Source organism: Pseudomonas sp. TE3644 (genome assembly GCF_056278815.1).
In genome coordinates this window covers 661958-681108 of the sequence record NZ_JBWBQF010000001.1, presented here as the reverse complement: position 1 = coordinate 681108, position 19151 = coordinate 661958, and the positions used below count along the sequence as shown (strand labels likewise).

Below are 19151 nucleotides of genomic sequence, written 5' to 3'. Positions count from 1 at the left end.
TTCCCGAGAGTACGCCCATGCGCCAACCCGATATCGAGATTTACCTGAAGGACGCCGACGTCGACCACAAGGCCATTGCCGCGTGGTTGACCCAGGCCCTGGGCCCTTGCAGCGACTGGGTACAGAAAGGCCAGACCTGGAAGTGCAAGGCCGGCAACGTGCCCGTGACCTGGCTGCCCAAGGCCGTAGGCAAATGGAACAGCCTGTACCTGGAAAGCGACCAGACGCCGTGGGACGACGACATTGCCTGCGCCCGCGCAGCCTTTGCCGCCCTGCAGGTTGAAGTGCGCTGCGCACCGGGCAGCTGGGTAGAAGAGGAAGGCGAAGAAAGCGCCGACACCTGGATTCGTGTCAGCGCCGACGGCGAAGAGCAGATCACCTGGCGTACCAGCTGATCTTCGTGGGAGCGGGCTCTGCCCGCGAACGAATCACCGCAATGGCCGTTCGCGGGCAGAGCCCGCTCCCACACTAGCCGATTACACGCTCTGCACATCCTCGGCCTGCGGGCCTTTCGGGCCGTTGACCAGGGCGTATTCCACCTGCTGCCCCTCTACCAGCGACCGATGCCCCTCACCGCGAATGGCGCGGTAGTGCACGAACACATCGGCCCCGCCCTCACGCTGGATAAAGCCATAGCCCTTGGCATCGTTGAACCATTTGACGCTTCCTGTCTCACGAGACGACATCGCACTACTCCGTTTTTTCTATTTATGGAACAGCTGTTGCCGCCGGCCCTTGCCTGGACCTGGCGCGCATCCCTTCGTACGGGGCGCCCCCATTCTGGAGCCCACCCGACACAATTATTATGACGGCGGCGCTTTTTGCCAGAGGATCGACCCTGTACAGTGCCAATCATCGTTTTAAGCAAGCACAGCCCTTATGACCCGTTTCCCGTTCCGCCGCTTCGCCTTTGGCACCCTGCGCCGACTGCTGTACCTGTGGGTTCGCTCCGAAACCATCAACCAGTCGTCCTTCACCCTGAACCTGGACCGCAGTCGGCCGGTGTTCTACGTGTTGCAGTCGCCCTCGGCCGCGGACCTGGCCGTGCTGGACACCGAGTGCACCAAGGCTGGCCTGCCACGCCCGGTATTGCCGGTAGCCGTCGGCGAGCTGTTGGAGCCCGCCGCCTTCTTCTACCTCACGCCGGAACCCGACTGGCTGGGCCGCCACGACAAGCGTGGAGCACCGCCGACTCTGGAACGCCTGATAGCGGCCATTAGCCAGAACGCCGAAGAAGATGCACAAATCATTCCCGTCAGCGTGTTCTGGGGTCAGACACCGGCCAGCGAGTCCAGCCCCTGGAAGCTGCTGTTCGCCGACAGCTGGGCGGTTACAGGCCGGCTGCGCAAGCTTGTCAGCATCCTGATCCTGGGCCGCAAGACCCGCGTACAGTTCTCCGCGCCCATCCATTTGCGCGAGCTGGTGGCCGAGAACAAAGGCCCCGAACGCACCCAACGCATGACCCAGCGCCTCCTTCGGGTGCATTTTCGTAACCTCAAGGCCGCGGTCATTGGTCCGGATATTTCCCACCGGCGTAACCTGGTCAAGGGTCTGATCCACGACAGCCAGGTACGCCAGGCCATCGCCGAAGAGGCCGAGCGCCAGAACATCCCGCTGGAAAAAGCCGAAGCCCAGGCCTTGCGTTATGGCAACGAGATCGCCTCGGACTACACCTACACCGCCATCCGCTTCCTGGAAGTGGTGCTCAGCTGGTTCTGGAACAAGATCTACGACGGCATCAAGGTCAACAACATCGAAGGCGTGCAGGACATCGCGCCCGGCCACGAAGTTATTTACGTGCCGTGCCACCGCAGCCATATCGATTACCTGCTGCTGTCGTACCTGCTGTTCCGCAACGGCCTGACGCCTCCGCACATTGCTGCCGGCATCAACCTGAACATGCCGGTGATCGGCGGCCTGCTGCGTCGCGGCGGCGCGTTCTTCATGCGTCGTACATTCAAGGGCAACCCGCTGTACACCGCCGTGTTCAACGAATACCTGCACACCCTGTTCACCAAGGGCTTCCCGGTCGAATACTTCGTGGAAGGCGGGCGCTCGCGCACCGGGCGCATGCTGCAGCCCAAGACCGGCATGCTGGCCATTACCCTGCGCAGCTTCCTGCGCTCCTCGCGCATGCCCATCGTCTTCGTGCCGGTGTACATCGGTTACGAGCGCGTGCTGGAGGGCCGCACCTACCTGGGCGAACTGCGCGGCGCCAGCAAGAAAAAAGAATCGATCTTCGACATCTTCAAGGTCATCGGCGCACTCAAGCAGCGTTTCGGCCAGGTGGCGGTGAACTTCGGCGAGCCGATCAAGCTGGCAGAATTCCTCGACAGCGAACAGCCCGACTGGCGTCAACAGGACCTGGGGCCGCAATTCAAACCCCAGTGGCTGCACGACACCACCCACCGCCTGGGCGCGCGGGTAGCGCGTCACCTCAATGAGGCGGCGGCGGTGAACCCGGTCAACCTGGTGGCCCTGGCCCTGCTGTCCACCACACGCCTGGCCCTGGACGATGGCGCCATGGCACGGGTGCTGGACCTGTATCTGGCGCTGCTGCGCAAGGTGCCCTACTCGCCGCACACCACCCTGCCTGAAGGCGACGGCCGCGCGCTGATCGAGCATGTGAAGGCCATGGACCTGCTGTCCGAGCAAAGCGACGCCCTGGGCAAGATTCTGTACCTGGGTGAGCAGAACGCCGTGCTCATGACCTACTACCGCAACAATGTGCTGCACATCTTCGCCCTGCCGGCGTTGCTGGCCAGCTTCTTCCAGAGCAGTTCGCGCATGAGCCGCGACCAGCTGCTGCGCTACACCCGCGCGCTGTACCCGTACCTGCAGTCGGAGCTGTTCATTCGCTGGTCCATGGACGAGCTGGATGCCGTGGTCGATCAGTGGCTGGAGGCCTTCGTCGAACAAGGCCTGCTGCGCTTCGAGAACCAGGTGTACCTGCGGCCCGCGCCCAGCTCGCGCAAATTCGTGTTGCTGACCCTGCTGTCGCGCAGCATTGCCCAGACCCTGCAACGCTTCTACATGGCCATCGCCCTGCTGATCAACGGCGGCCAGCATGCCCTGAGCGCCGAAGAGCTGGAAGACCTGTGCACCATCATGGCCCAGCGTCTGTCCATCCTGCATGGCCTCAATGCGCCGGAGTTCTTCGACAAGAGCCTGTTCCGCCACTTCATCCAGACCTTGCTCGACCAGGGCGTGGTCACCCGCGACGCCGCCGGCAAGCTGGGCTACCACGCGTTGCTGGGCGAGCTGGCCGAAGGCGCGGCCAAGCGCGTGCTGCCGGCCGAGATTCGCCTGTCGATTCGCCAGGTAGCACTGCATCGCAGTGACGAGGCGTTTCAGGGGAGCTGAAGTATCGGGCGATTATCCGTATCCTGTGCACTGTTGCTGCATTCGATACGGAGATCTGCCCATGAAGAAACTGACCCTCGTGCTGTTCAGCGCCCTGCTGGGCGCGTGCAGCACCTTCGACGGCGCCCCCGAGGCAAATCTGGACGGCGAAGTGTTCTACCTGCAACGCATGGCGTTGCCACCCACCGCCACCTTGAGCGTGAGCCTGCAGGACGTCTCGCTGGCCGATGCGCCCGCCCAGATACTGGCCAGCCAGAATGGCCCGATCAAAGGCCAGGTGCCGCTGCCGTTCCACCTTCAGTACGACCCCCGTCACATCCAGCCCGGCCATCGCTATGCCGTCAGCGCACGCATCGAGGCCGACGGTCAGCTATTGTTCATTACCACCGAACAGCACACCGTGCACCTGGATGGCAAAGACCCGCAGCCGTTGCGGATCCGCCTCAACCCCGCTCGCTAAACACTTTTTCCGATAAGGACGCTTCCATGCTTCGTCGCTCCGCTCCCTTCGCAGGCCTGATGGCCGGCCTGCTGCTGTGCACCCAAGCCTTTGCCCTGGACCTTTCCAGCCTGTCCCAGGGTGACGCCAGCGGCGGTTTGAAAGATGCCCTGACCCAAGGCGCCCAGGTGGCGGTCAAGCAACTGGGCACGCCTGGCGGCTTCAACAACAACCCTGACGTGCGCATCGAACTGCCCGGCAAACTGGGCAAGGCTGCCAAGGCCATGAAGAAATTCGGCATGGGCGCCCAGGTCGACGCACTGGAAACCAGCATGAACCAGGCAGCCGAAGCCGCCGTACCGCAGGCCCAGGCGCTGCTGGTCGACGCCGTGAAGAAAATGAGTGTTACCGACGCCAAGGGCATCCTCACCGGCGGCAACGACTCGGCCACCCAATACCTGAGCAAGACCAGCCGCGAACAGATCCGCGCCAAGTTCCTGCCCATCGTCAAGCAAGCCACCGACAAGGTCGGCCTGGCGCAGAAATTCAACAGCTTTGCCGGCCAGGCCGCCAGCTTGGGCGTGATCGACAGCAAGGACTCGAACCTGGAAGGCTACGTGACCGAGCAAGCCCTGAACGGCCTGTTCAAGGAAATCGCCAACCAGGAAGCCAGCATCCGCAAGAACCCTGCGCAGGCGGCTACCAGCCTGGCGAAGAAAGTCTTCGGCGCGCTGTAATCAGTCTGTAGCCGCTGCCGCAGGCTGCGCTGGCCCTATGCCCCGCTGAAAATCTTCAGCGTACAAAGGGGCCAGCGCAGCCTGGCGGCAGCGGCTACAAGGCGCTGCCCCAGTTTTGCCGGATATCCATCTGTTCGGCCATGGTGAATATCCACTCCCTGCCACGCTTGGTCTTGATGAACAAATCAAGGTCCACCAAACCATTCAATGCGGCCGATGCCGTGTTGTAGGAACACCCCAGGTTTTCCTTGACCGTAACAGCAGTGAACTCCGAGCCCTTCCCCACCCTGGCCACCTGAAGAATCGCCCGCTGATGCTCGCTGAGGTGCCTGAACACCTCTGAGCCCCTCAGCCATTGTTCAAACGACTGGGCATCGGCAAGGCTACGGGCATACACCTCGGCGAACCCGCTGACCGCTCGCTTGATCACCGCGCACTGGTAATCGATGAAGTAGGTCAGGTCCAGATCATCGGTTTCGGTACACAGGTAGGAACGTCCGTACTTCACCGGGGCATTTTTGAGTAGAACGCTGATGGCGATGTAGCGAAACGCGCTGTAGTCATTCTTGAACATGAACCAGTAAAACAACGCCCGGGCGACTCGACCATTGCCATCGCGAAACGGATGTTCAAAGCCCACCGCGAAATGCAGCGCGATCGCCCTGATCAGCGGATGAAGATAGTCGGGAGCCTCCAGATCGGCAGGGGCGGCGTTGATCCAGTCAGCCAGGCGTTGCAACCGCTGTTCCAAGCCTTGTGCTGGCGGCGGGGTATGCACGACGTTGCCGTCCCCATCCTGCACCACCACCTGATCATGATTGCGCAAATGGCCAGGGGCGTATTTGTCATCGTCGATGCCGGAGACACCCACCTCATGCATTTGCTCGATCAAGCCTACGCTGAGAGGTACGTGCCGCTGTTCCCAGGCAAACCTCATCATTCGGTAATTGCCCAGGATCATTCGCTCATCGGGCGTGCGCGGTACGCGCTGGCGTTTGAGCAGATCCTTGGCCACCAGGGTCGTGGTGGCTGCGCCTTCCAATTGGCTGCTGCTGATGGCCTCGTCCTCAATCAGGTCGTTCAGCAGATACCTGAAATGCTCTTTTTCACCCAGGTTGCTGGTCATGTACTCCAGTGCTGCGGCGCTTGCCTGCCGATCCACCAGCGTAACTGCAGACTGAATCATCGGCGTTGAACACCACGAGGACCAACGGGCAGGCTGGTCAAGCGGCATTACCGGCAACTGTGCACTGATGCGCGCCGACTTCACCATAGACCAGCACAGGATAGGCACGAGGTTCGCCGGCCAGCGATGACGCAAATCATCAAAATGAAGATACCGCCCTTTGTCATCCAAGGGTTTATGCAACGCCAGGTACTCACCTGCCGCCGGGGCGAAAGCCGGGTGGCTGGCGACCCCGCTCAGACTAAGGATGGCCGGAGGCGGCTTGAGCATAACTGTCTCAATAATCGGCTAAGTTGAGATAACAATACCTCATTTTTGAAGCTCATCTCAATTTCCGTAGAAATTGAGACAAGCCGATGACGGCATCATTAGAACCGATAAACCGCCGACAACACCGCCGACCGCCCATCCCCAAACTCCACCGCCGAAGACCGCTTGTTATTCCCCGTCACCGTGCGCACCCGCTCGATGTACCTGGCGTTCAACAGGTTGTCCAGGTTCAACTGCACGTCCAGCTCCTTGCTCACCTGATACCCCAGCATCGCCTGATGCACCCAGTAGCCATCCACCTTGTAGGCCTCGTCATTGCGCAGGTTGCGCTCGCTGACGTGGCGCAGGCCGTAGCCCGCTCGCCAGTCACCCGGTAACTGGTGGGTGGTCCACAGGCTGAACGAGCGCGGCGGGGTGTTGGCCAAGGTATGGCCTTCGGCTTTTGGGTTGGTCCTGGATTTCAGGGTTTCGCTTTGCAGGTAGGTGTAGGTCGCCGTCACCTGCCAGTCTTCGCTCAGGTGGCCGACGGCGCCCAGTTCCAGCCCTTGCACCCGTTGCAGGCCCGCCAGCAGCACCTGGCCGGTTTCCAGCTTCTCGCGGACGTTGTCCTTCTGGGTGCGGAATAGGGCGCCGTTCAACTGCAGGTCGCCCGCCAGCAAGTCCCACTTGGTGCCCAGCTCCCAGGTACGGCTGGTTTCGGGAGGGGTGTTGCGGGTCTGTTCGCCCACGCCATAACCGCCCGTGACGAGGTGCTCGGCGCTTGGGTTGAAGGAATTGCCGTAAGCCAGATACACCCGGCCGTTAGGTGCTGGCTTGTACACCAGGCCTGCGCGGTGGCTGAGGAAGGCGTCCCGGGTTGTGTATTCGGTGTGCCCGCCTTCAGGCTTGCGTTCCAGGCTGCTGCCGTCGATCCAGTCGTGGCGCAGGCCCAGGGTCAGGTCCCAGGCGGGGCTGAGGCTGAGAGTATTGAAGGCATAGACGGCAGTGGTTTGCAGACGGTTGCGCATGGACGCCAGGCGCTCGCGGTTGAGCGGGCCGGTCCAACGGCCGGGCGGGTTGTTGAGATCGAACTGCTTGTCGGCGGACTGTTTGCGAATGTCGTACAGGCTGGTGTCGCGACGATAGCGCTCGTAGGAAACGTCAACGCCTGTGACCAGTGCGTGGCCGATGCCGAAGGTGTCGAAACGGCTGGTGAGCGTTGTGCTGTTAAGCCATTGATCGGTCACGATATCGCGCCCGTAACCCTGGGGGCCGGCAGGCCGGTATTTGCCGGGCGGTAGGCCGTCGCGATCCACGTGTGAAGCGGACACCACGCCGCTGCGTTCAACACGGCCATAGCGAAGACGGTTCTGCAGGGACATTGACTCGCTGAACTCATGCTCGAACACCGCGCTCAAGCGGTCTGTGGTGATGCGGTCCTTGTCCAGGTTGCGCCAGCCGAAATAGGCGTCGCGCTTGACGCCCTCGATCACCTTGCCGCGATAGGTGGGCAGGCCATAGTCGGGCAGGTTGTCGTCTTCCTGGTGCAGATAACTGAAGGTCAGCCGCGTGTCATCGCTCAGCCCCAGCAGAACCGAGGGCGCCAGCCCCCACCGGGAGCGGTCAATGCTCGGGCGACCGGGTACGTCATTGCCGTGGGCCATCAGGTTGAGCCGTACCGCACTGCCGGTGCCTACCCCGGACAACGGCTGGTTGGTGTCCAGCACCAGACGACGGTAGTGATCGGTGCCCACGCCCGCCCCCACTTCCGTGAAGGCATCGGCCTGGGGTGTCTTGCTGATCAGGTTGATGATGCCGCCCGTGGTGCCCGCGCCGCCGAATACCGAGTCCGGGCCCTTGATGATTTCGACCGCCTGCAGGTTGAAGCTGTCGCTGCGGGTGGTCTGGGCGCTGTCGCGCAGGCCATCGATCAGCACGTTGCTGGTGGCATTGAAGCCACGGATGTTGATGAGGTCGCCCGAACCGCCGCCCCCTTCGCCAGCATCGAAGGTGATGCCAGAGACGTTGGACAGCACCTGGCGCAGGCTGAGGGCGTTCTGCTCGCGCATGACCTGCTCGTTGACCACGGTGATGGTCTGCGGCTGGTCGAGCAATGATTCGGTGAGCTTGGACGACGCTGAACGGTCGGCCTTGTAGCGTTGCCGCTCACGTTCAGCGCCTACCTCCACCGCTTCGAGCTGCATCGGCGCGCCGTCGGCGAATGCCAGCCACGAGCACGACATCAGTGCCAGGCCGCTGGCCGGTCGTGTAAATGCCTTGCGTTGATCTGCCATGAAAACCTTCCTCCCCAAGAATTTGAGCAGGAAGTCTACGGGCCGAAATCAGGAAAAAACCGCCGCCGCAAAAATCAGGAAGCGTCCTACCTCGCGTCTGTAGGACGGAAATCCCTACGGTTTCAGCGCCTTTTTCGGATAGATATCATAGCGGCTGGATTTGCCGTCAAGGCTGTGGCTGGGCTTGGGCCCCTCAATGCACGGTGCCTTGCGCGGACGCTTCACCACCACCCGGTGCGTGGCCAGTTCCAGGGCAGCAGCCAGCAGCGCCGGGGCATCCATGTCGTCACCCACCAGGGGGCGGAACAGGCGCATTTCCTTCTTCACCAGCGCACTTTTCTCACGATGAGGGAACATCGGGTCCAGGTAGATGACCTGCGGCGGCTCACCTTCCCAACCGCGGATCAGCTCAATCGAATTACCCTTTAGCAAGCGCATGCGGGCGACGATGGCACCCACTTCAGCATCGCCTTGGGCGCGGGCCAGGCCGTCTTCCAGCAGGGCGCCGATGATGGGCTGGCGTTCGATCAGGCTCATGTCGCAGCCCAGGCTGGCCAGTACGAACGCGTCCTTGCCCAGGCCTGCCGTGGCGTCCAGCACCCGTGGGCGCACGCCCTGCTGGATGCCCACGGCCTTGGCGATCATCTGCCCGCTGCCACCACCAAACAGGCGCCGGTGCGCCACGGCGCCTTCGACGAAGTCCACGCGTACCGGGCCCGGCGCATCCGGCCCCAGTTGCTGCAATTGCAGGCCGGCTTCGGTGGCCTGCAGGGCGAATTCGGCATCGTCGATGGCCATGGGCAGCGCCAGGCGTTGTGCCCAGGCCTGGGCCTGGGGTTCAAGGGCGCTGTGTTGGGCCTCGACACGGATGCGCACCGGCGCTTGCTGCTCTGCCATGAAAATCCACTACTCAAAAAATTTAAAGATCGGCCAATTCGGCCGATAACGAATGTATCCGGTATTTTGCCAGAGCCAGCGCCCAATAGTGCCATGAGCAACCTCCAGACCACCTCGATCGGCTACATTTCGCCCCACGGCGACTTCAGCCGCCAGAACACCCAGGCATTGGGTGGCATCAGCCACCTGTGGTCGGACTTCTTCGCCCAGGCGATGGCTGACCAGGTGGGTGATCAGGCCGACGGCGCGCTGGCCCTGCCTGACGTTGCGCAGGACCCCGAAGTAGAACCTGCCGGTGGTGGTGATGTACTGGCGCAGATCCTGTCCCAGCGCCTGTGCGATGTGCAGGATACCGAAGTTCGCCCGCCCGAGCCGCTGTTCCTGCCCAAGGCGGAGTTCGAGACCGAGTTGCTGGACAAGCCTGCCCCGCCCTACCCGCCTGAAGAAATTGTCGACCAGCAAAAGCAGCTCGATTACGACAATGGCTGGGTACGCCCTGTGGTGATGAATGCCAACCAGCCGCAGCCTGAACCAGGCCCTGCGCCGGAACCCAAGTCGTTGTTCCTGCCGATTGCTGAATTCGAGTGGGACTTGGCAGACAAGCATGTGCCCTTCGACGCCGAGACCCTGGCAGAGCAGGACAAACAATTTGCGTATGACACCAAGTGGGCGCGCCCGCTGATCGTCAACAACCTGCGCCTGGCCGCCTAACGGCACACCGCCCAGCCGCCCATATCCAGGTGAAAGTGGTTGCGATGGGCCGCGTTGTACGCCGGGCCCAGCACAACATTGAAGCTGTCACAGGCGCCGTCGTGCACCTGGCGCAGAAAACTGCCTACCTGATCCTGCCTGGCCCAATCGGCCAGCACACTGACACGCCTGCCATCCCCCAACCTGAACCCCGCGATATCCAGGGCATTGGCGGTGGCGTGCTGGCTGCGGCGGCCTTCGGCGCGGTTATAGATGTTGCGACAGGCGTAGCTGCCCAGGTGATCGACCTGCACAACCGGCGCGCCGAGCATTGCTTGCGCAGCAGGCACCAGGGTGTGCCGCTCGAACAGCGCATAGGCCACCGCCAATGGGCAGGTGGCCAGGAATGAACTGCTGAGCCGCAGTTGCCCGCCCTGTACCCGCACCACACCCTTGAGCGGGCATGTGGCGCCGCCGGGGCTGTCCAGCTGAGCAGCTGTACGCAGTTGGGAGGTGGCCAGTGCCTGTTCGCACAAGGTCGGGTTGTTGGACAGGCGCGAAAGTTTGTAGCGGGTCAGCAGGTTGGGGGGATCGCGCACGTCGAGGGGGGCCCAGGGGTTCCAGGCGGGTGGGAGGTGGCGCATTGCCTGCCAGGTTGCGATGGCCAGGAGCAAGAGGATGATCAGGCCTTTGGGGATTTGCATGGTGCTGGTCTCTGCCTGGGTGCTGTTTTGGGTGCTTGTCGTTGGCTTTCTGGCGCCCTTGAGATCGAGCGCCGCCCGCGCGGCGCTTCGCCGCCTGACGCGCAAGCCCGCTCCCACGTTGGTTGCAACGTACCCCGCTGTAGATTGGTGGTGCGCCTGGTCGCACCAACACAGATCTGCAGTGGACAAAAAAGGCGGACCAGGTGATGGCACTGGCATAACTGGCCCGAAACAAACGTGGGAGCGGGCTCTGCCCGCGAAGCGCCGCGCGGGCGGCGCGCGATCTAAAGCGCGATACACCTATCAAGACAGGCCCATCCCAGCCCCCACCCCAATCTACCGCCGACTGCTTTTAAAACAACCCCAAGGTTGTCCCTTCACCACCGAACTCCCCTTCGGCCCCCTAACCACCGCCAACCTCAAACTCTTCACCGTCCGCCCCGGCCTGCCCGCCGAGGAAGCCCTGCTGCACGCCTCGCACCTGCTCGACTGCATCGCCAGCACGGCATACGAGCACGCCGATGGGCTGCAAGGGCATGAGCGCAAGCAGGGGATGTCGGTGTATCACTTGGTGGAGATGGCCAAGCCACTGGTGGACGCGGCGATTCAAGGGCTGCACCGCTAGCCTGTAGCCGCTGCCGACAGGCTGCGCTGGCCCTGTGCCTCGCTGGAGATGTTTTGTGAACCTTGGGGCCAGCGCAGCCTGGCGGCAGCGGCTACGAAGTCAGAGCAAACCCAACTGCTCGGCAACCGGCTCACGAGGGTGCTCCGGCAACGCTGGCAACCCCGGCAACCGCTGCATCAGCTGCCCATGAAACCGCCGCGCCAGTATCGGTGCCCGGTGGTTATCCGAGGTATGCAGAAAGATATACGGCGTACGCCCTTCCTCGATCCACCCCGCAATCTTCTCCACCCAAGGCAACAGAAACGTATCGTTGGCCTCTACCTCCGGATGCCCAATAAACCGCACCTGCGGGCTCAGGCTGAACGCCGTGGGCCGCGGCGGCACTTTGGGCTTCTTGTCCTGGGCATGCAGTACGGCAGGCGTCTGCAGGGTGCAACTGAACAGCGCCCGCGGGTCCAGGCAGATACGCTCAACTTCGCGCGCCATCAGCAGGCGATTGAGCATGCGTTCTTCATCCCCCCGGGCAAAGAACGCCGGGTGACGCACTTCCACGGCCACCGGCTGCTGCAGTTCGTCGATGAAGGCCATCAGTTCGGCCAGCCGATGAGGGCCAAACGCGGCTGGCAATTGCAGCCAAAACGGTGCCACTCGCCCACCCAGCGGCTTGAGTAACCCCACAAAGGATTCAGCCGCCGGCAGCAGCGCGCGCAAATCAGCCCCATGGCTGATCTCGCGGGGAAACTTGGCGGTAAAGCGAAAATGCTCGGGCATGCTCTGCGCCCAACGTTCCACCGTGGCGGGGCTGGGTTGCGCATAGAAGGTGGTATTGCCTTCCACGGCGTTGAACACCTGGCCATACAGCTGCAGGAAGTCAGCCGGGCGGGCGTTTTCCGGGTACAGGTGATCGCGCCAGGCCAGCTCGCTCCAGGAAGGACAACCGAGGTAGTACGGCAGCAATGACACTGTCAGATATGGACGTCCAGGCCTAACACTTCGCCATCCCAGTCAACGAAACCTGAGGTGGTGAGGTAGCTGCTGAGGGCGGTTGCCACGCGGCGGCTCATGGCGCGGTGGAAGATCATGTCCTGCGGACGCGCCGGCAGGTTGCTGACCGCACCGCCACGGGGGGCGCTGCGCTGCGCGGTGGACTGGACCTCGAAGTCGCCTTCAATGTCTTCGCCGTCGTCTACCTGCGCCGGCGCCTTGCGGGGCTTGCGTTTGATGGGGTAGGAACTCGACGAATAGCCGTCTACACGCATAACTGCTTACTCTAAACCGATGATGGCAATTTAGCGGCACCTGGACAGGTAAGCAAATGGCCGAGTGATAACTAGACCACAGTTCTCGGAAAAGGTTTACCCCCGAAAAGCAGTTACCCGATGAACTGCTCAAAAAACGAGCAGTTAGCGGTGCCATTCATCGGTCAACGGGCTTTTGGCGTGGCCACTTTATCGCGCAGGTACACCGGCTGGGCCAGGTCGGCAGCGACGCCTTCGCCACGGGCCCAGGCACCTTTGGCCAGGGTCAGCAGGTCCAGGGCGTGGGGCAGCAGGGTGGCGTCGCAGGCCACCGGTTTGATGGCCAGGCGCTCGCCATAACCCCAACCGGTGCCGGCGCCGTACCAGTCGCCCGTGGCGCCAGCCGGCAGCAACACCGACTCGGGTGCCAGCACGGCTTCATCGCCCACCAGCTTCATTTCATCGCCATCGGCCTGGTAGCAACCCCAGTACACCTCGTCCATGCGCGCGTCGATGGCGGCGGCCACCTGGCGGGCGCCCTGTTCGCGCAGCGCGCGCTGGGCCAGCAGGGCCAGGTTGGACACCGGCAGCACCGGGCGGTCGAGGCCAAAGGCCAAGCCCTGGACCACGCCGATGGCGATGCGCACGCCGGTGAAGGCGCCCGGGCCACGGCCAAAGGCAATCGCGTCCACCGCCGACAAGCCGATGCCCGCCTCGCCCAGCAGGGTCTGGATCATGGGCAGCAGCTTTTGCGCGTGCAGGCGCGGGATCACTTCGTAGTGGCTCAACACCTTGCCGTCATGCAGCAGGGCGACGGAGCAAGCTTCGGTAGCGGTATCCAGGGCCAGCAAGGTGGTCATTGCGCGAATCCATCAGAAAAAAGTGCAGCATTATAAACGTCAACGGCCCGCAAGCGGGCCGTCGATTGATCAAGGGCTTGATCAGTTCAGTGCAGCCAGTACCTTGGCGGTAATGGCGTCAACCGAACCCACGCCTTCGATGTGGCTGTAGACAGGCTTGCCTTCAGCGGCCGACAGCTTCTGGTAGAAGGCTACCAGTGGCTCGGTCTGGGCATGGTAGACCGACAGGCGATGACGCACGGTTTCTTCGGTGTCGTCTTTGCGCTGAACCAGTTCTTCACCGGTCTCGTCGTCCTTGCCTTCCACTTTCGGCGGGTTGTAGACCACGTGGTAGACGCGGCCCGAACCTTCGTGGACACGGCGACCGGCGATACGCTGGACGATGTCTTCGTCCTGGACCGCGATCTCGACCACGTAGTCCAGCTCGACACCGGCGCTCACCAGGGCTTCAGCCTGGGGAATGGTGCGCGGGAAGCCGTCGAAGAGGAAACCCTTGGCGCAGTCGGCCTGGGCAATACGCTCCTTGACCAGGGCGATGATCAGGTCATCGGACACCAGGCCACCGGCATCCATCACGCTCTTGGCCTTGATGCCCAGCTCGGTACCAGCCTTCACGGCGGCACGCAGCATGTCACCGGTGGAGATTTGCGGAATACCGAACTTTTCGGTGATGAACTTTGCCTGAGTACCTTTGCCGGCCCCGGGAGCTCCCAGCAGAATCACGCGCATCGATATGCTCCTCAACTTTTTATATGGAAATCGTCAGACCCGCCTCAGCGCAGCTAACTGCCTGAAGCCAATCCCAAAATCGGTTGGTGGCCACAAAAATGGCCAAAAGGCTGACCAAGATACACAGCGGTTCAAAGCCACACAAGCCGTCCAAAGCAGGAACAACCTGCGTCCCATGCGCACGCCCCTTGCCGGTGGCGCCCGGTGCAACCGCTGGCGGTTGCGACCCGGGCCCGGGTGCCGGCACGGTCCCCTCACAGATAGTGGACGCGCCGGGCCTGGTTCGCCAGCGTCAACCGGTGTTGCGCAGACCGGCGGCAATGCCTGCCACGGTGACCAGCAGGGCCTGTTCCAGAGGGCTGTCCTGTGCCGCCTGCTGGCTGCGCGAACGGGCCAGCAGCTCGGCCTGCAGCAAGTGCAGCGGGTCGAGGTAGGTGTTGCGCAGGCTGATGAATTTCAGCGTTTCGGGGCTGTGGGCCAGCAACTGGCTCTGGCCGGTCAAACCCAGCACGACGCTGCACGCCTGCGACAATAGGTCGCGCAGCTGCGCACCCAGGGGTTTGAGTGAATCCTGCACCAGCCGCTCGTCATAGAAGCGGGCGATGTCGGCGTCGGCCTTGGCCAGCACCATCTCCAGCATGTCGATGCGGGTGCGGAAGAACGGCCACTGTTCGCGCATGCTCGCCAGCAGCTCGCCCTCGCCGCGCGCCAGGGCCTTGCTCAAGGCCGCTTCCCAGCCCAGCCAGGCGGGCAGCATCAGGCGGGTCTGGGTCCAGCCGAAAATCCACGGGATGGCCCGCAGGCTTTCGATGCCACCCTGGCGGCGCTTGGCCGGGCGGCTGCCCAGGGGCAGGCGGCCCAGTTCCTGTTCAGGGGTGGACTGGCGGAAGTACTCGACGAATTGCGGGTTCTCGCGCACCACGTCGCGGTAGGCCTTGACGCCATCGGCGGCCAGCTCGTCCATCAGGGTGCGCCAGGCCGGTTCCGGCGGTGGCGGCGGCAACAGCGTGGCCTCCAGCACGGCAGCCAGGTACAGGTTGAGGTTTTGCTCGGCAATGTCCGGCAGGCCGAACTTGAAGCGGATCATCTCGCCCTGCTCGGTGGTGCGGAAGCGCCCGGCCACAGAACCCGGCGGTTGCGAGAGGATGGCCGCATGGGCCGGGCCGCCGCCACGGCCCACGGTGCCGCCACGGCCATGGAACAACAGCAGTTCGACGTTCTGCGCGTGGCAGATGCGCACCAGATTCTCCTGGGCGCGGTACTGCGCCCAGGCGGCTGCGGTGGTGCCGGCGTCCTTGGCCGAGTCGGAATAGCCGATCATCGCTTCCTGCGGGCCGTGCAGACGGCTGCGGTAGCCCGGCAACAGCAGCAGGCGCTCGATCACAGGGCCCGCGTTATCCAGGTCGGCCAGGGTCTCGAACAGCGGCACCACGCGCATCGGCCGCTGTACGCCGGCCTCCTTGAGCAGCAGTTGCACCGCCAGTACGTCAGAAGCGGCGCCCGCCATGGAGATCACGTACGAGCCCAGCGAGGCAGCCGGCGCGGCCGCGATTTCACGGCAGGTGGAGAGCACTTCGGCCGTTTCCGCGGCTGGCTTGAAGTAGCCCGGCAGTAGCGGCCGGCGGCTGTTGAGCTCTTGCAGCAGGAAGGTGATGCGAGCTTCCTCGTCCCAGTCGGCGTAGCGGCCCAGGCCCAGGTAATCGGTGATTTCGGTCATGGCCGCAGTATGGCGCGCCGAGTCCTGGCGCACGTCCAGGCGCACCAGGAACAGGCCGAAGGTGACGGCGCGGCGCATGCAGTCCAGCAGCGGGCCATCGGCGATCACGCCCATGCCGCACTCATGCAGAGACTGGAAGCACAGCTGCAAGGGCTCCAGCAGGTCGCGGTTGTTGCTCAGCACCTCGGCGCTGGCCGGTTGTGGCTGCGTCAGCGAGGCGTGGGCCCAGTTGCGCGTGGCGCGCAGGCGTTCACGCAGTTGCTTGAGCAGGGTGCGATAGGGTTCGGCAGTATCGCCCACGGATTGGCGCAGGGCAGCGCTGGCCTGCTGCATCGACAACTCGCCAGCCAGGTGGTCAACGTCACGCAGGAACAGGTCCGCGGCCATCCAGCGCGCCAGCAGCAGCACTTCGCGGGTGACGGGCGCGGTCACATTGGGGTTGCCGTCGCGGTCGCCGCCCATCCAGGAGGCGAAGCGGATGGGCGCCGACTCCAGCGGCAGGTGCAGGCCGGTGGCAGCGTGCAGGGCCTGGTCGACCTTGCGCAAATGGTGAGGGATGGCGTGCCACAGCGAGTGCTCGATGACCGCGAAGCCCCACTTGGCCTCGTCCACCGGGGTTGGGCGGGTGCGGCGGATTTCCTCGGTGTGCCAGGCCTCGGCGATCAAGCGCTGCAGTCGTTGGCGGATGTCGTCGCGTTCGGCCGGCAGCAGGTCGCGGTGGTCCTGGGCGGCCAGTTGCGCGGCGATGGCGTCGTATTTCTGGATCAGGGTGCGGCGCGCCACTTCGGTGGGGTGGGCGGTGAGCACCAGTTCGATGTCCAGGCGGCCTACCTGACGGGCCAGTGATTCAGCGCTGTGGCCGGCCTGTTTCAGGCGGTCGAGCAACTGCGCCAGTACGGTGTTTTCGAAGGGCGCTTCCTGGTCTTCGTCGCGACGGCGGATCAGTTGGTACTGCTCGGCGATGTTGGCCAGGTTGAGAAACTGGTTGAAGGCCCGCGCCACAGGCAGCAGGTCCTGCTCGGGCAAGTCATTGAGGCGGCTGCTGAGCTGCTCGGTAGCGGTCTTGCCATCGTCGGGGCCACTGCGGCGGTCGGCCTTGGCGTCGGCCCGGATGCGCTCGATGGTGTCCAGAAAGGCTTCGCCGTACTGCTCGCGAATGGTGTTGCCCAGCAACTCGCCCAACAGGTGCACATCTTCGCGCAGGCGCGCATCGATCTCGGTCATTGCCACAGTCTCCTTGATTGTTCTTGGCGCGCTGTCCATCGCAGGGGGTGTGGGCCTGGCAAGTGAACAAGCACAGGAAAAACCGCTCTATCTTCAAGAGTGCCCAGCGCGCTCGATTATGACAAGGGCCTTGGGCGCCTGTGTTCAATCGGTTATTCGGGGCTACGCTGAAATAAAGGCCCTGCATCGCCTGATCAATGAGGTCGACATGAAAATCCGCGAGCTTGCGCAACACTGGGAACAGAACGCCAAGGGCCGCCTGAGCCCCACCGGCTACAACATTCACCTGGACATGGAATCGGCCGCACGCCTGGCGGCCATCACCGAAATGTACCCCAAGCATCATCCTGAAGAGCTGTTGGGCGAGTTGATTGGCGCTGCCCTGGAAGAGCTGGAAACCAGCTTTCCGTACATCAAGGGGCAGAAGGTGATTGCCACCGACGAGGAAGGTGATCCGCTGTATGAAGATGTGGGCCCTACCCCACGTTTTCTGGCGCTGTCGCGCCGCTATCTGCATGACCTGTCGGCCAAGGCTGACGAATCCCAGCACTGATCCCTCACACCTTCACACCCCCTGTGGGACCGGGCGAAGCTCGGGAAGAGGCCCGTGATTAGACCGCGGCGGCGGCTTCCCGAGCTTCGCCCGGTCCCACAGGGGGTGTGCTGTCTGTACGGTCAAGAATTTCCTGCCTGCCGCAAAATTCGAGTGAACCAATTAAAAATCGCTCCGGTCCGAACCAATAAGCCATCACAGAAGACCCTTCGAAATGTGGCTCAGGCGTCCCGTATTCCGGGCCCGCATGGAAGATCTGTCATGGGTGAGTTTTCAGGAGTCAGACAATGGAGTTGCAACCATGAATACCAGCACTGCCAAAACCTCTAACCTGCGCGGGCTGAAACTGGCGGCCCTGGCGCTGGGCACTTCCTTCATCCTCGCCGGCTGCGCCGGCAAGCCCCCTACCGAGCAGTACGCCGTGACCCAATCGGCGGTCAACAGCGCGGTCAGCGCGGGCGGTACCGAATACGCGGCGGTCGAAATGAAAGCCGCCCAGGACAAGTTCAAGCAGGCCGAACTGGCCATGCACGACAAGCACTACGACCAGGCACGCGTGCTGGCCGAGCAGGCTGAGTGGGACGCCCGTGTAGCCGAGCGCAAGGCCCAGGCTGCCAAGGCCCAGAAAGCCGTGCAGGACGCCCGTGCCGGTGTCCAGGACCTGCGTGAAGAAGGCATGCGCAATACGCAGCAGCAGTAAGCGTTGCTCAGCCATCGCCACCCGTATTCGATTTAAAGGATGAACACCATGCGTAAACACTTGATGATCCCTGCCCTGCTGGCCGCCAGCGTAGCCCTGGCTGCCTGCGCCACCAAACCCAACCCCAACCTTGAACAGGCGCGCACCAACTTCCAGGCCCTGCAAAGCAACCCGCAGGCCAGCCAGGTGGCGGCCCTGGAAACCAAAGACGCGTCCGACTACATGGACAAGGCTGACAAGGCCTTCCTCAACCACGACGACAGCCGTGACGTTGATCAGCTGGCCTACCTGACCAACCAGCGTGTGGAAGTGGCCAAGCAGACCATTGCCCTGCGCACCGCTGAAGCCAACCTGAAGAACGCCGCCGCCCAGCGCGCCCAGGCCCGCCTGGATGCCCGCGATGCGCAGATCAAGCAGTTGCAGGACAGCCTGAACGCCAAGCAGACCGACCGTGGCACCGTGGTGACCTTCGGCGACGTGCTGTTTGACGTGAACAAGGCGGGGCTCAAATCCAGCGGCTTGATGAACGTGAACAAGCTGGCCCAGTTCCTTCAGGAAAACCCGGACCGCAAGGTGATTGTCGAGGGTTACACCGACAGCACTGGCTCTGCGGCCTATAACCAGACCTTGTCTGACCGCCGTGCAGGCTCGGTGAGCACCGCGCTGGCGAAGATGGGCGTGGACCCTAGCCGTATCGTGTCGCAGGGGTATGGCAAGGAATACCCGGTGGCCGATAACACCAGCGTGTCGGGGCGGGCGATGAATCGTCGTGTGGAAGTGACCATTTCCAATGACAACCAGCCAGTGGCGCCGCGGGGTGCGGTGACTTCCACCAACTGATCCAACCCTTACCTCACTGGAAATCTTCGGTGAGCTTACGGGCCAGCGCAGCCTGCGGCAGCGGCTACATTCGTTTGTAGCCGCTGCCGTCAGGCCGCGCTGGGCC

19 protein-coding genes are annotated in these 19151 nt (G+C 63.2%); 9 read left to right on the top strand and 10 right to left on the bottom strand.

The window, feature by feature from the left end:
• The first annotated feature begins 17 nt into the window (after positions 1–17).
• A complete protein-coding gene (locus ACZ9GA_RS03015) occupies positions 18–395 on the top strand; it encodes a hypothetical protein (RefSeq protein WP_457357185.1) in 378 nt (125 codons plus the stop codon).
• Positions 396–476: 81 nt separating this feature from the next.
• Here the strand turns inward: ACZ9GA_RS03015 and ACZ9GA_RS03010 are convergent, their stop codons facing one another.
• Positions 477–686 carry a cold-shock protein gene (locus ACZ9GA_RS03010; RefSeq protein WP_455926052.1) on the bottom strand — a complete coding sequence of 70 codons (210 nt, stop codon included), beginning with the start codon at positions 684–686 and terminating at the stop codon, positions 477–479.
• 193 nt (positions 687–879) lie between these two features.
• On the opposite strand from ACZ9GA_RS03010, the gene plsB reads away from it, so the two are divergent.
• The 3 genes from plsB (at position 880) to ACZ9GA_RS02995 (ending at position 4539) form a co-directional block, all read left to right on the top strand.
• Entirely contained in the window at positions 880–3363 is a 2484-nt protein-coding gene (gene plsB, locus ACZ9GA_RS03005; protein WP_457357187.1) for a glycerol-3-phosphate 1-O-acyltransferase PlsB, read from the top strand.
• A 61-nt stretch (positions 3364–3424) separates the two neighbouring features.
• Positions 3425–3823: a YbaY family lipoprotein gene (locus tag ACZ9GA_RS03000; RefSeq protein ID WP_455926050.1), complete on the top strand. Its 399-nt coding sequence runs from the start codon at positions 3425–3427 to the stop codon at positions 3821–3823.
• A 26-nt stretch (positions 3824–3849) separates the two neighbouring features.
• The gene (locus tag ACZ9GA_RS02995) at positions 3850–4539 is read left to right on the top strand and encodes a DUF4197 domain-containing protein (RefSeq protein ID WP_457357189.1); all 690 of its coding nucleotides are present in this window, start codon (positions 3850–3852) and stop codon (positions 4537–4539) included.
• A 94-nt stretch (positions 4540–4633) separates the two neighbouring features.
• Here ACZ9GA_RS02995 and ACZ9GA_RS02990 read toward each other — a convergent pair whose 3' ends face one another.
• From ACZ9GA_RS02990 to ACZ9GA_RS02980, 3 genes are all read right to left on the bottom strand, one after another.
• Positions 4634–5995: a Fic family protein gene (locus ACZ9GA_RS02990; RefSeq protein ID WP_457357191.1), complete on the bottom strand. Its 1362-nt coding sequence runs from the start codon at positions 5993–5995 to the stop codon at positions 4634–4636.
• Positions 5996–6093: 98 nt separating this feature from the next.
• Complete coding sequence (locus ACZ9GA_RS02985; protein WP_457357193.1) at positions 6094–8268, bottom strand: TonB-dependent receptor; 2175 nt, start codon at positions 8266–8268, stop codon at positions 6094–6096.
• Between the two features lie 114 nt (positions 8269–8382).
• Positions 8383–9165, bottom strand: a complete 783-nt coding sequence (locus ACZ9GA_RS02980; RefSeq protein ID WP_457357195.1) for a class I SAM-dependent methyltransferase — start codon at positions 9163–9165, stop codon at positions 8383–8385.
• A 93-nt stretch (positions 9166–9258) separates the two neighbouring features.
• Here ACZ9GA_RS02980 and ACZ9GA_RS02975 point away from each other — a divergent pair, with 93 nt between their 5' ends.
• Entirely contained in the window at positions 9259–9876 is a 618-nt protein-coding gene (locus ACZ9GA_RS02975) for an energy transducer TonB (RefSeq protein WP_457357197.1), read from the top strand.
• Here the strand turns inward: ACZ9GA_RS02975 and ACZ9GA_RS02970 are convergent.
• The gene (locus tag ACZ9GA_RS02970) at positions 9873–10559 is read right to left on the bottom strand and encodes an extensin-like domain-containing protein (protein ID WP_457357198.1); all 687 of its coding nucleotides are present in this window, start codon (positions 10557–10559) and stop codon (positions 9873–9875) included. The genes ACZ9GA_RS02975 and ACZ9GA_RS02970 overlap by 4 nt on opposite strands.
• Here ACZ9GA_RS02970 and ACZ9GA_RS02965 point away from each other — a divergent pair.
• Complete coding sequence (locus tag ACZ9GA_RS02965; RefSeq protein WP_457357200.1) at positions 10534–11184, top strand: DUF6124 family protein; 651 nt, start codon at positions 10534–10536, stop codon at positions 11182–11184. The two genes, ACZ9GA_RS02970 and ACZ9GA_RS02965, sit on opposite strands and share 26 nt — an antisense overlap.
• Positions 11185–11283: 99 nt before the next feature.
• On the opposite strand, the gene ACZ9GA_RS02960 is transcribed toward ACZ9GA_RS02965, so the two are convergent.
• The 5 genes from ACZ9GA_RS02960 to ppc form a co-directional block, all read right to left on the bottom strand.
• Positions 11284–12153, bottom strand: coding sequence for a DUF72 domain-containing protein (locus tag ACZ9GA_RS02960; protein ID WP_457363591.1), 870 nt, complete (start codon positions 12151–12153; stop codon positions 11284–11286).
• A complete protein-coding gene (locus ACZ9GA_RS02955; RefSeq protein ID WP_457357201.1) occupies positions 12150–12443 on the bottom strand; it encodes a hypothetical protein in 294 nt (97 codons plus the stop codon). The genes ACZ9GA_RS02960 and ACZ9GA_RS02955 overlap by 4 nt, the downstream gene beginning before the upstream one ends.
• Positions 12444–12607: 164 nt before the next feature.
• Complete coding sequence (gene tsaB, locus ACZ9GA_RS02950) at positions 12608–13282, bottom strand: tRNA (adenosine(37)-N6)-threonylcarbamoyltransferase complex dimerization subunit type 1 TsaB (protein WP_457357203.1); 675 nt, start codon at positions 13280–13282, stop codon at positions 12608–12610.
• Positions 13283–13363: 81 nt separating this feature from the next.
• Complete coding sequence (gene adk, locus ACZ9GA_RS02945; protein ID WP_457357205.1) at positions 13364–14011, bottom strand: adenylate kinase; 648 nt, start codon at positions 14009–14011, stop codon at positions 13364–13366.
• 292 nt (positions 14012–14303) lie between these two features.
• Positions 14304–16952 carry a phosphoenolpyruvate carboxylase gene (ppc, locus tag ACZ9GA_RS02940; protein ID WP_457357207.1) on the bottom strand — a complete coding sequence of 883 codons (2649 nt, stop codon included), beginning with the start codon at positions 16950–16952 and terminating at the stop codon, positions 14304–14306.
• Positions 16953–17160: 208 nt separating this feature from the next.
• Between ppc and ACZ9GA_RS02935 the strand changes: the two genes are divergently transcribed.
• From ACZ9GA_RS02935 to lptF, 3 genes are all read left to right on the top strand, one after another.
• Complete coding sequence (locus tag ACZ9GA_RS02935; protein ID WP_027978854.1) at positions 17161–17505, top strand: hypothetical protein; 345 nt, start codon at positions 17161–17163, stop codon at positions 17503–17505.
• 301 nt (positions 17506–17806) lie between these two features.
• Positions 17807–18205, top strand: a complete 399-nt coding sequence (locus ACZ9GA_RS02930; RefSeq protein ID WP_027978855.1) for a DUF4398 domain-containing protein — start codon at positions 17807–17809, stop codon at positions 18203–18205.
• A 48-nt stretch (positions 18206–18253) separates the two neighbouring features.
• A complete protein-coding gene (gene lptF / locus ACZ9GA_RS02925; RefSeq protein ID WP_457357210.1) occupies positions 18254–19045 on the top strand; it encodes a lipotoxin F family OmpA-related lipoprotein LptF in 792 nt (263 codons plus the stop codon).
• Positions 19046–19151: the final 106 nt, after the last annotated feature.

Coding starts and splice junctions, on each gene's coding strand:
- ACZ9GA_RS03015 (WP_457357185.1), top strand. CDS start 18: ATGCGCCAACCCGATATCGAGATTTACCTGAAGGACGCCGACGTCGAC.
- ACZ9GA_RS03010 (WP_455926052.1), bottom strand. CDS start 686: ATGTCGTCTCGTGAGACAGGAAGCGTCAAATGGTTCAACGATGCCAAG.
- plsB (WP_457357187.1), top strand. CDS start 880: ATGACCCGTTTCCCGTTCCGCCGCTTCGCCTTTGGCACCCTGCGCCGA.
- ACZ9GA_RS03000 (WP_455926050.1), top strand. CDS start 3,425: ATGAAGAAACTGACCCTCGTGCTGTTCAGCGCCCTGCTGGGCGCGTGC.
- ACZ9GA_RS02995 (WP_457357189.1), top strand. CDS start 3,850: ATGCTTCGTCGCTCCGCTCCCTTCGCAGGCCTGATGGCCGGCCTGCTG.
- ACZ9GA_RS02990 (WP_457357191.1), bottom strand. CDS start 5,995: ATGCTCAAGCCGCCTCCGGCCATCCTTAGTCTGAGCGGGGTCGCCAGC.
- ACZ9GA_RS02985 (WP_457357193.1), bottom strand. CDS start 8,268: ATGGCAGATCAACGCAAGGCATTTACACGACCGGCCAGCGGCCTGGCA.
- ACZ9GA_RS02980 (WP_457357195.1), bottom strand. CDS start 9,165: ATGGCAGAGCAGCAAGCGCCGGTGCGCATCCGTGTCGAGGCCCAACAC.
- ACZ9GA_RS02975 (WP_457357197.1), top strand. CDS start 9,259: ATGAGCAACCTCCAGACCACCTCGATCGGCTACATTTCGCCCCACGGC.
- ACZ9GA_RS02965 (WP_457357200.1), top strand. CDS start 10,534: ATGATCAGGCCTTTGGGGATTTGCATGGTGCTGGTCTCTGCCTGGGTG.
- ACZ9GA_RS02970 (WP_457357198.1), bottom strand. CDS start 10,559: ATGCAAATCCCCAAAGGCCTGATCATCCTCTTGCTCCTGGCCATCGCA.
- ACZ9GA_RS02955 (WP_457357201.1), bottom strand. CDS start 12,443: ATGCGTGTAGACGGCTATTCGTCGAGTTCCTACCCCATCAAACGCAAG.
- tsaB (WP_457357203.1), bottom strand. CDS start 13,282: ATGACCACCTTGCTGGCCCTGGATACCGCTACCGAAGCTTGCTCCGTC.
- adk (WP_457357205.1), bottom strand. CDS start 14,011: ATGCGCGTGATTCTGCTGGGAGCTCCCGGGGCCGGCAAAGGTACTCAG.
- ppc (WP_457357207.1), bottom strand. CDS start 16,952: ATGACCGAGATCGATGCGCGCCTGCGCGAAGATGTGCACCTGTTGGGC.
- ACZ9GA_RS02935 (WP_027978854.1), top strand. CDS start 17,161: ATGAAAATCCGCGAGCTTGCGCAACACTGGGAACAGAACGCCAAGGGC.
- ACZ9GA_RS02930 (WP_027978855.1), top strand. CDS start 17,807: ATGAATACCAGCACTGCCAAAACCTCTAACCTGCGCGGGCTGAAACTG.
- lptF (WP_457357210.1), top strand. CDS start 18,254: ATGCGTAAACACTTGATGATCCCTGCCCTGCTGGCCGCCAGCGTAGCC.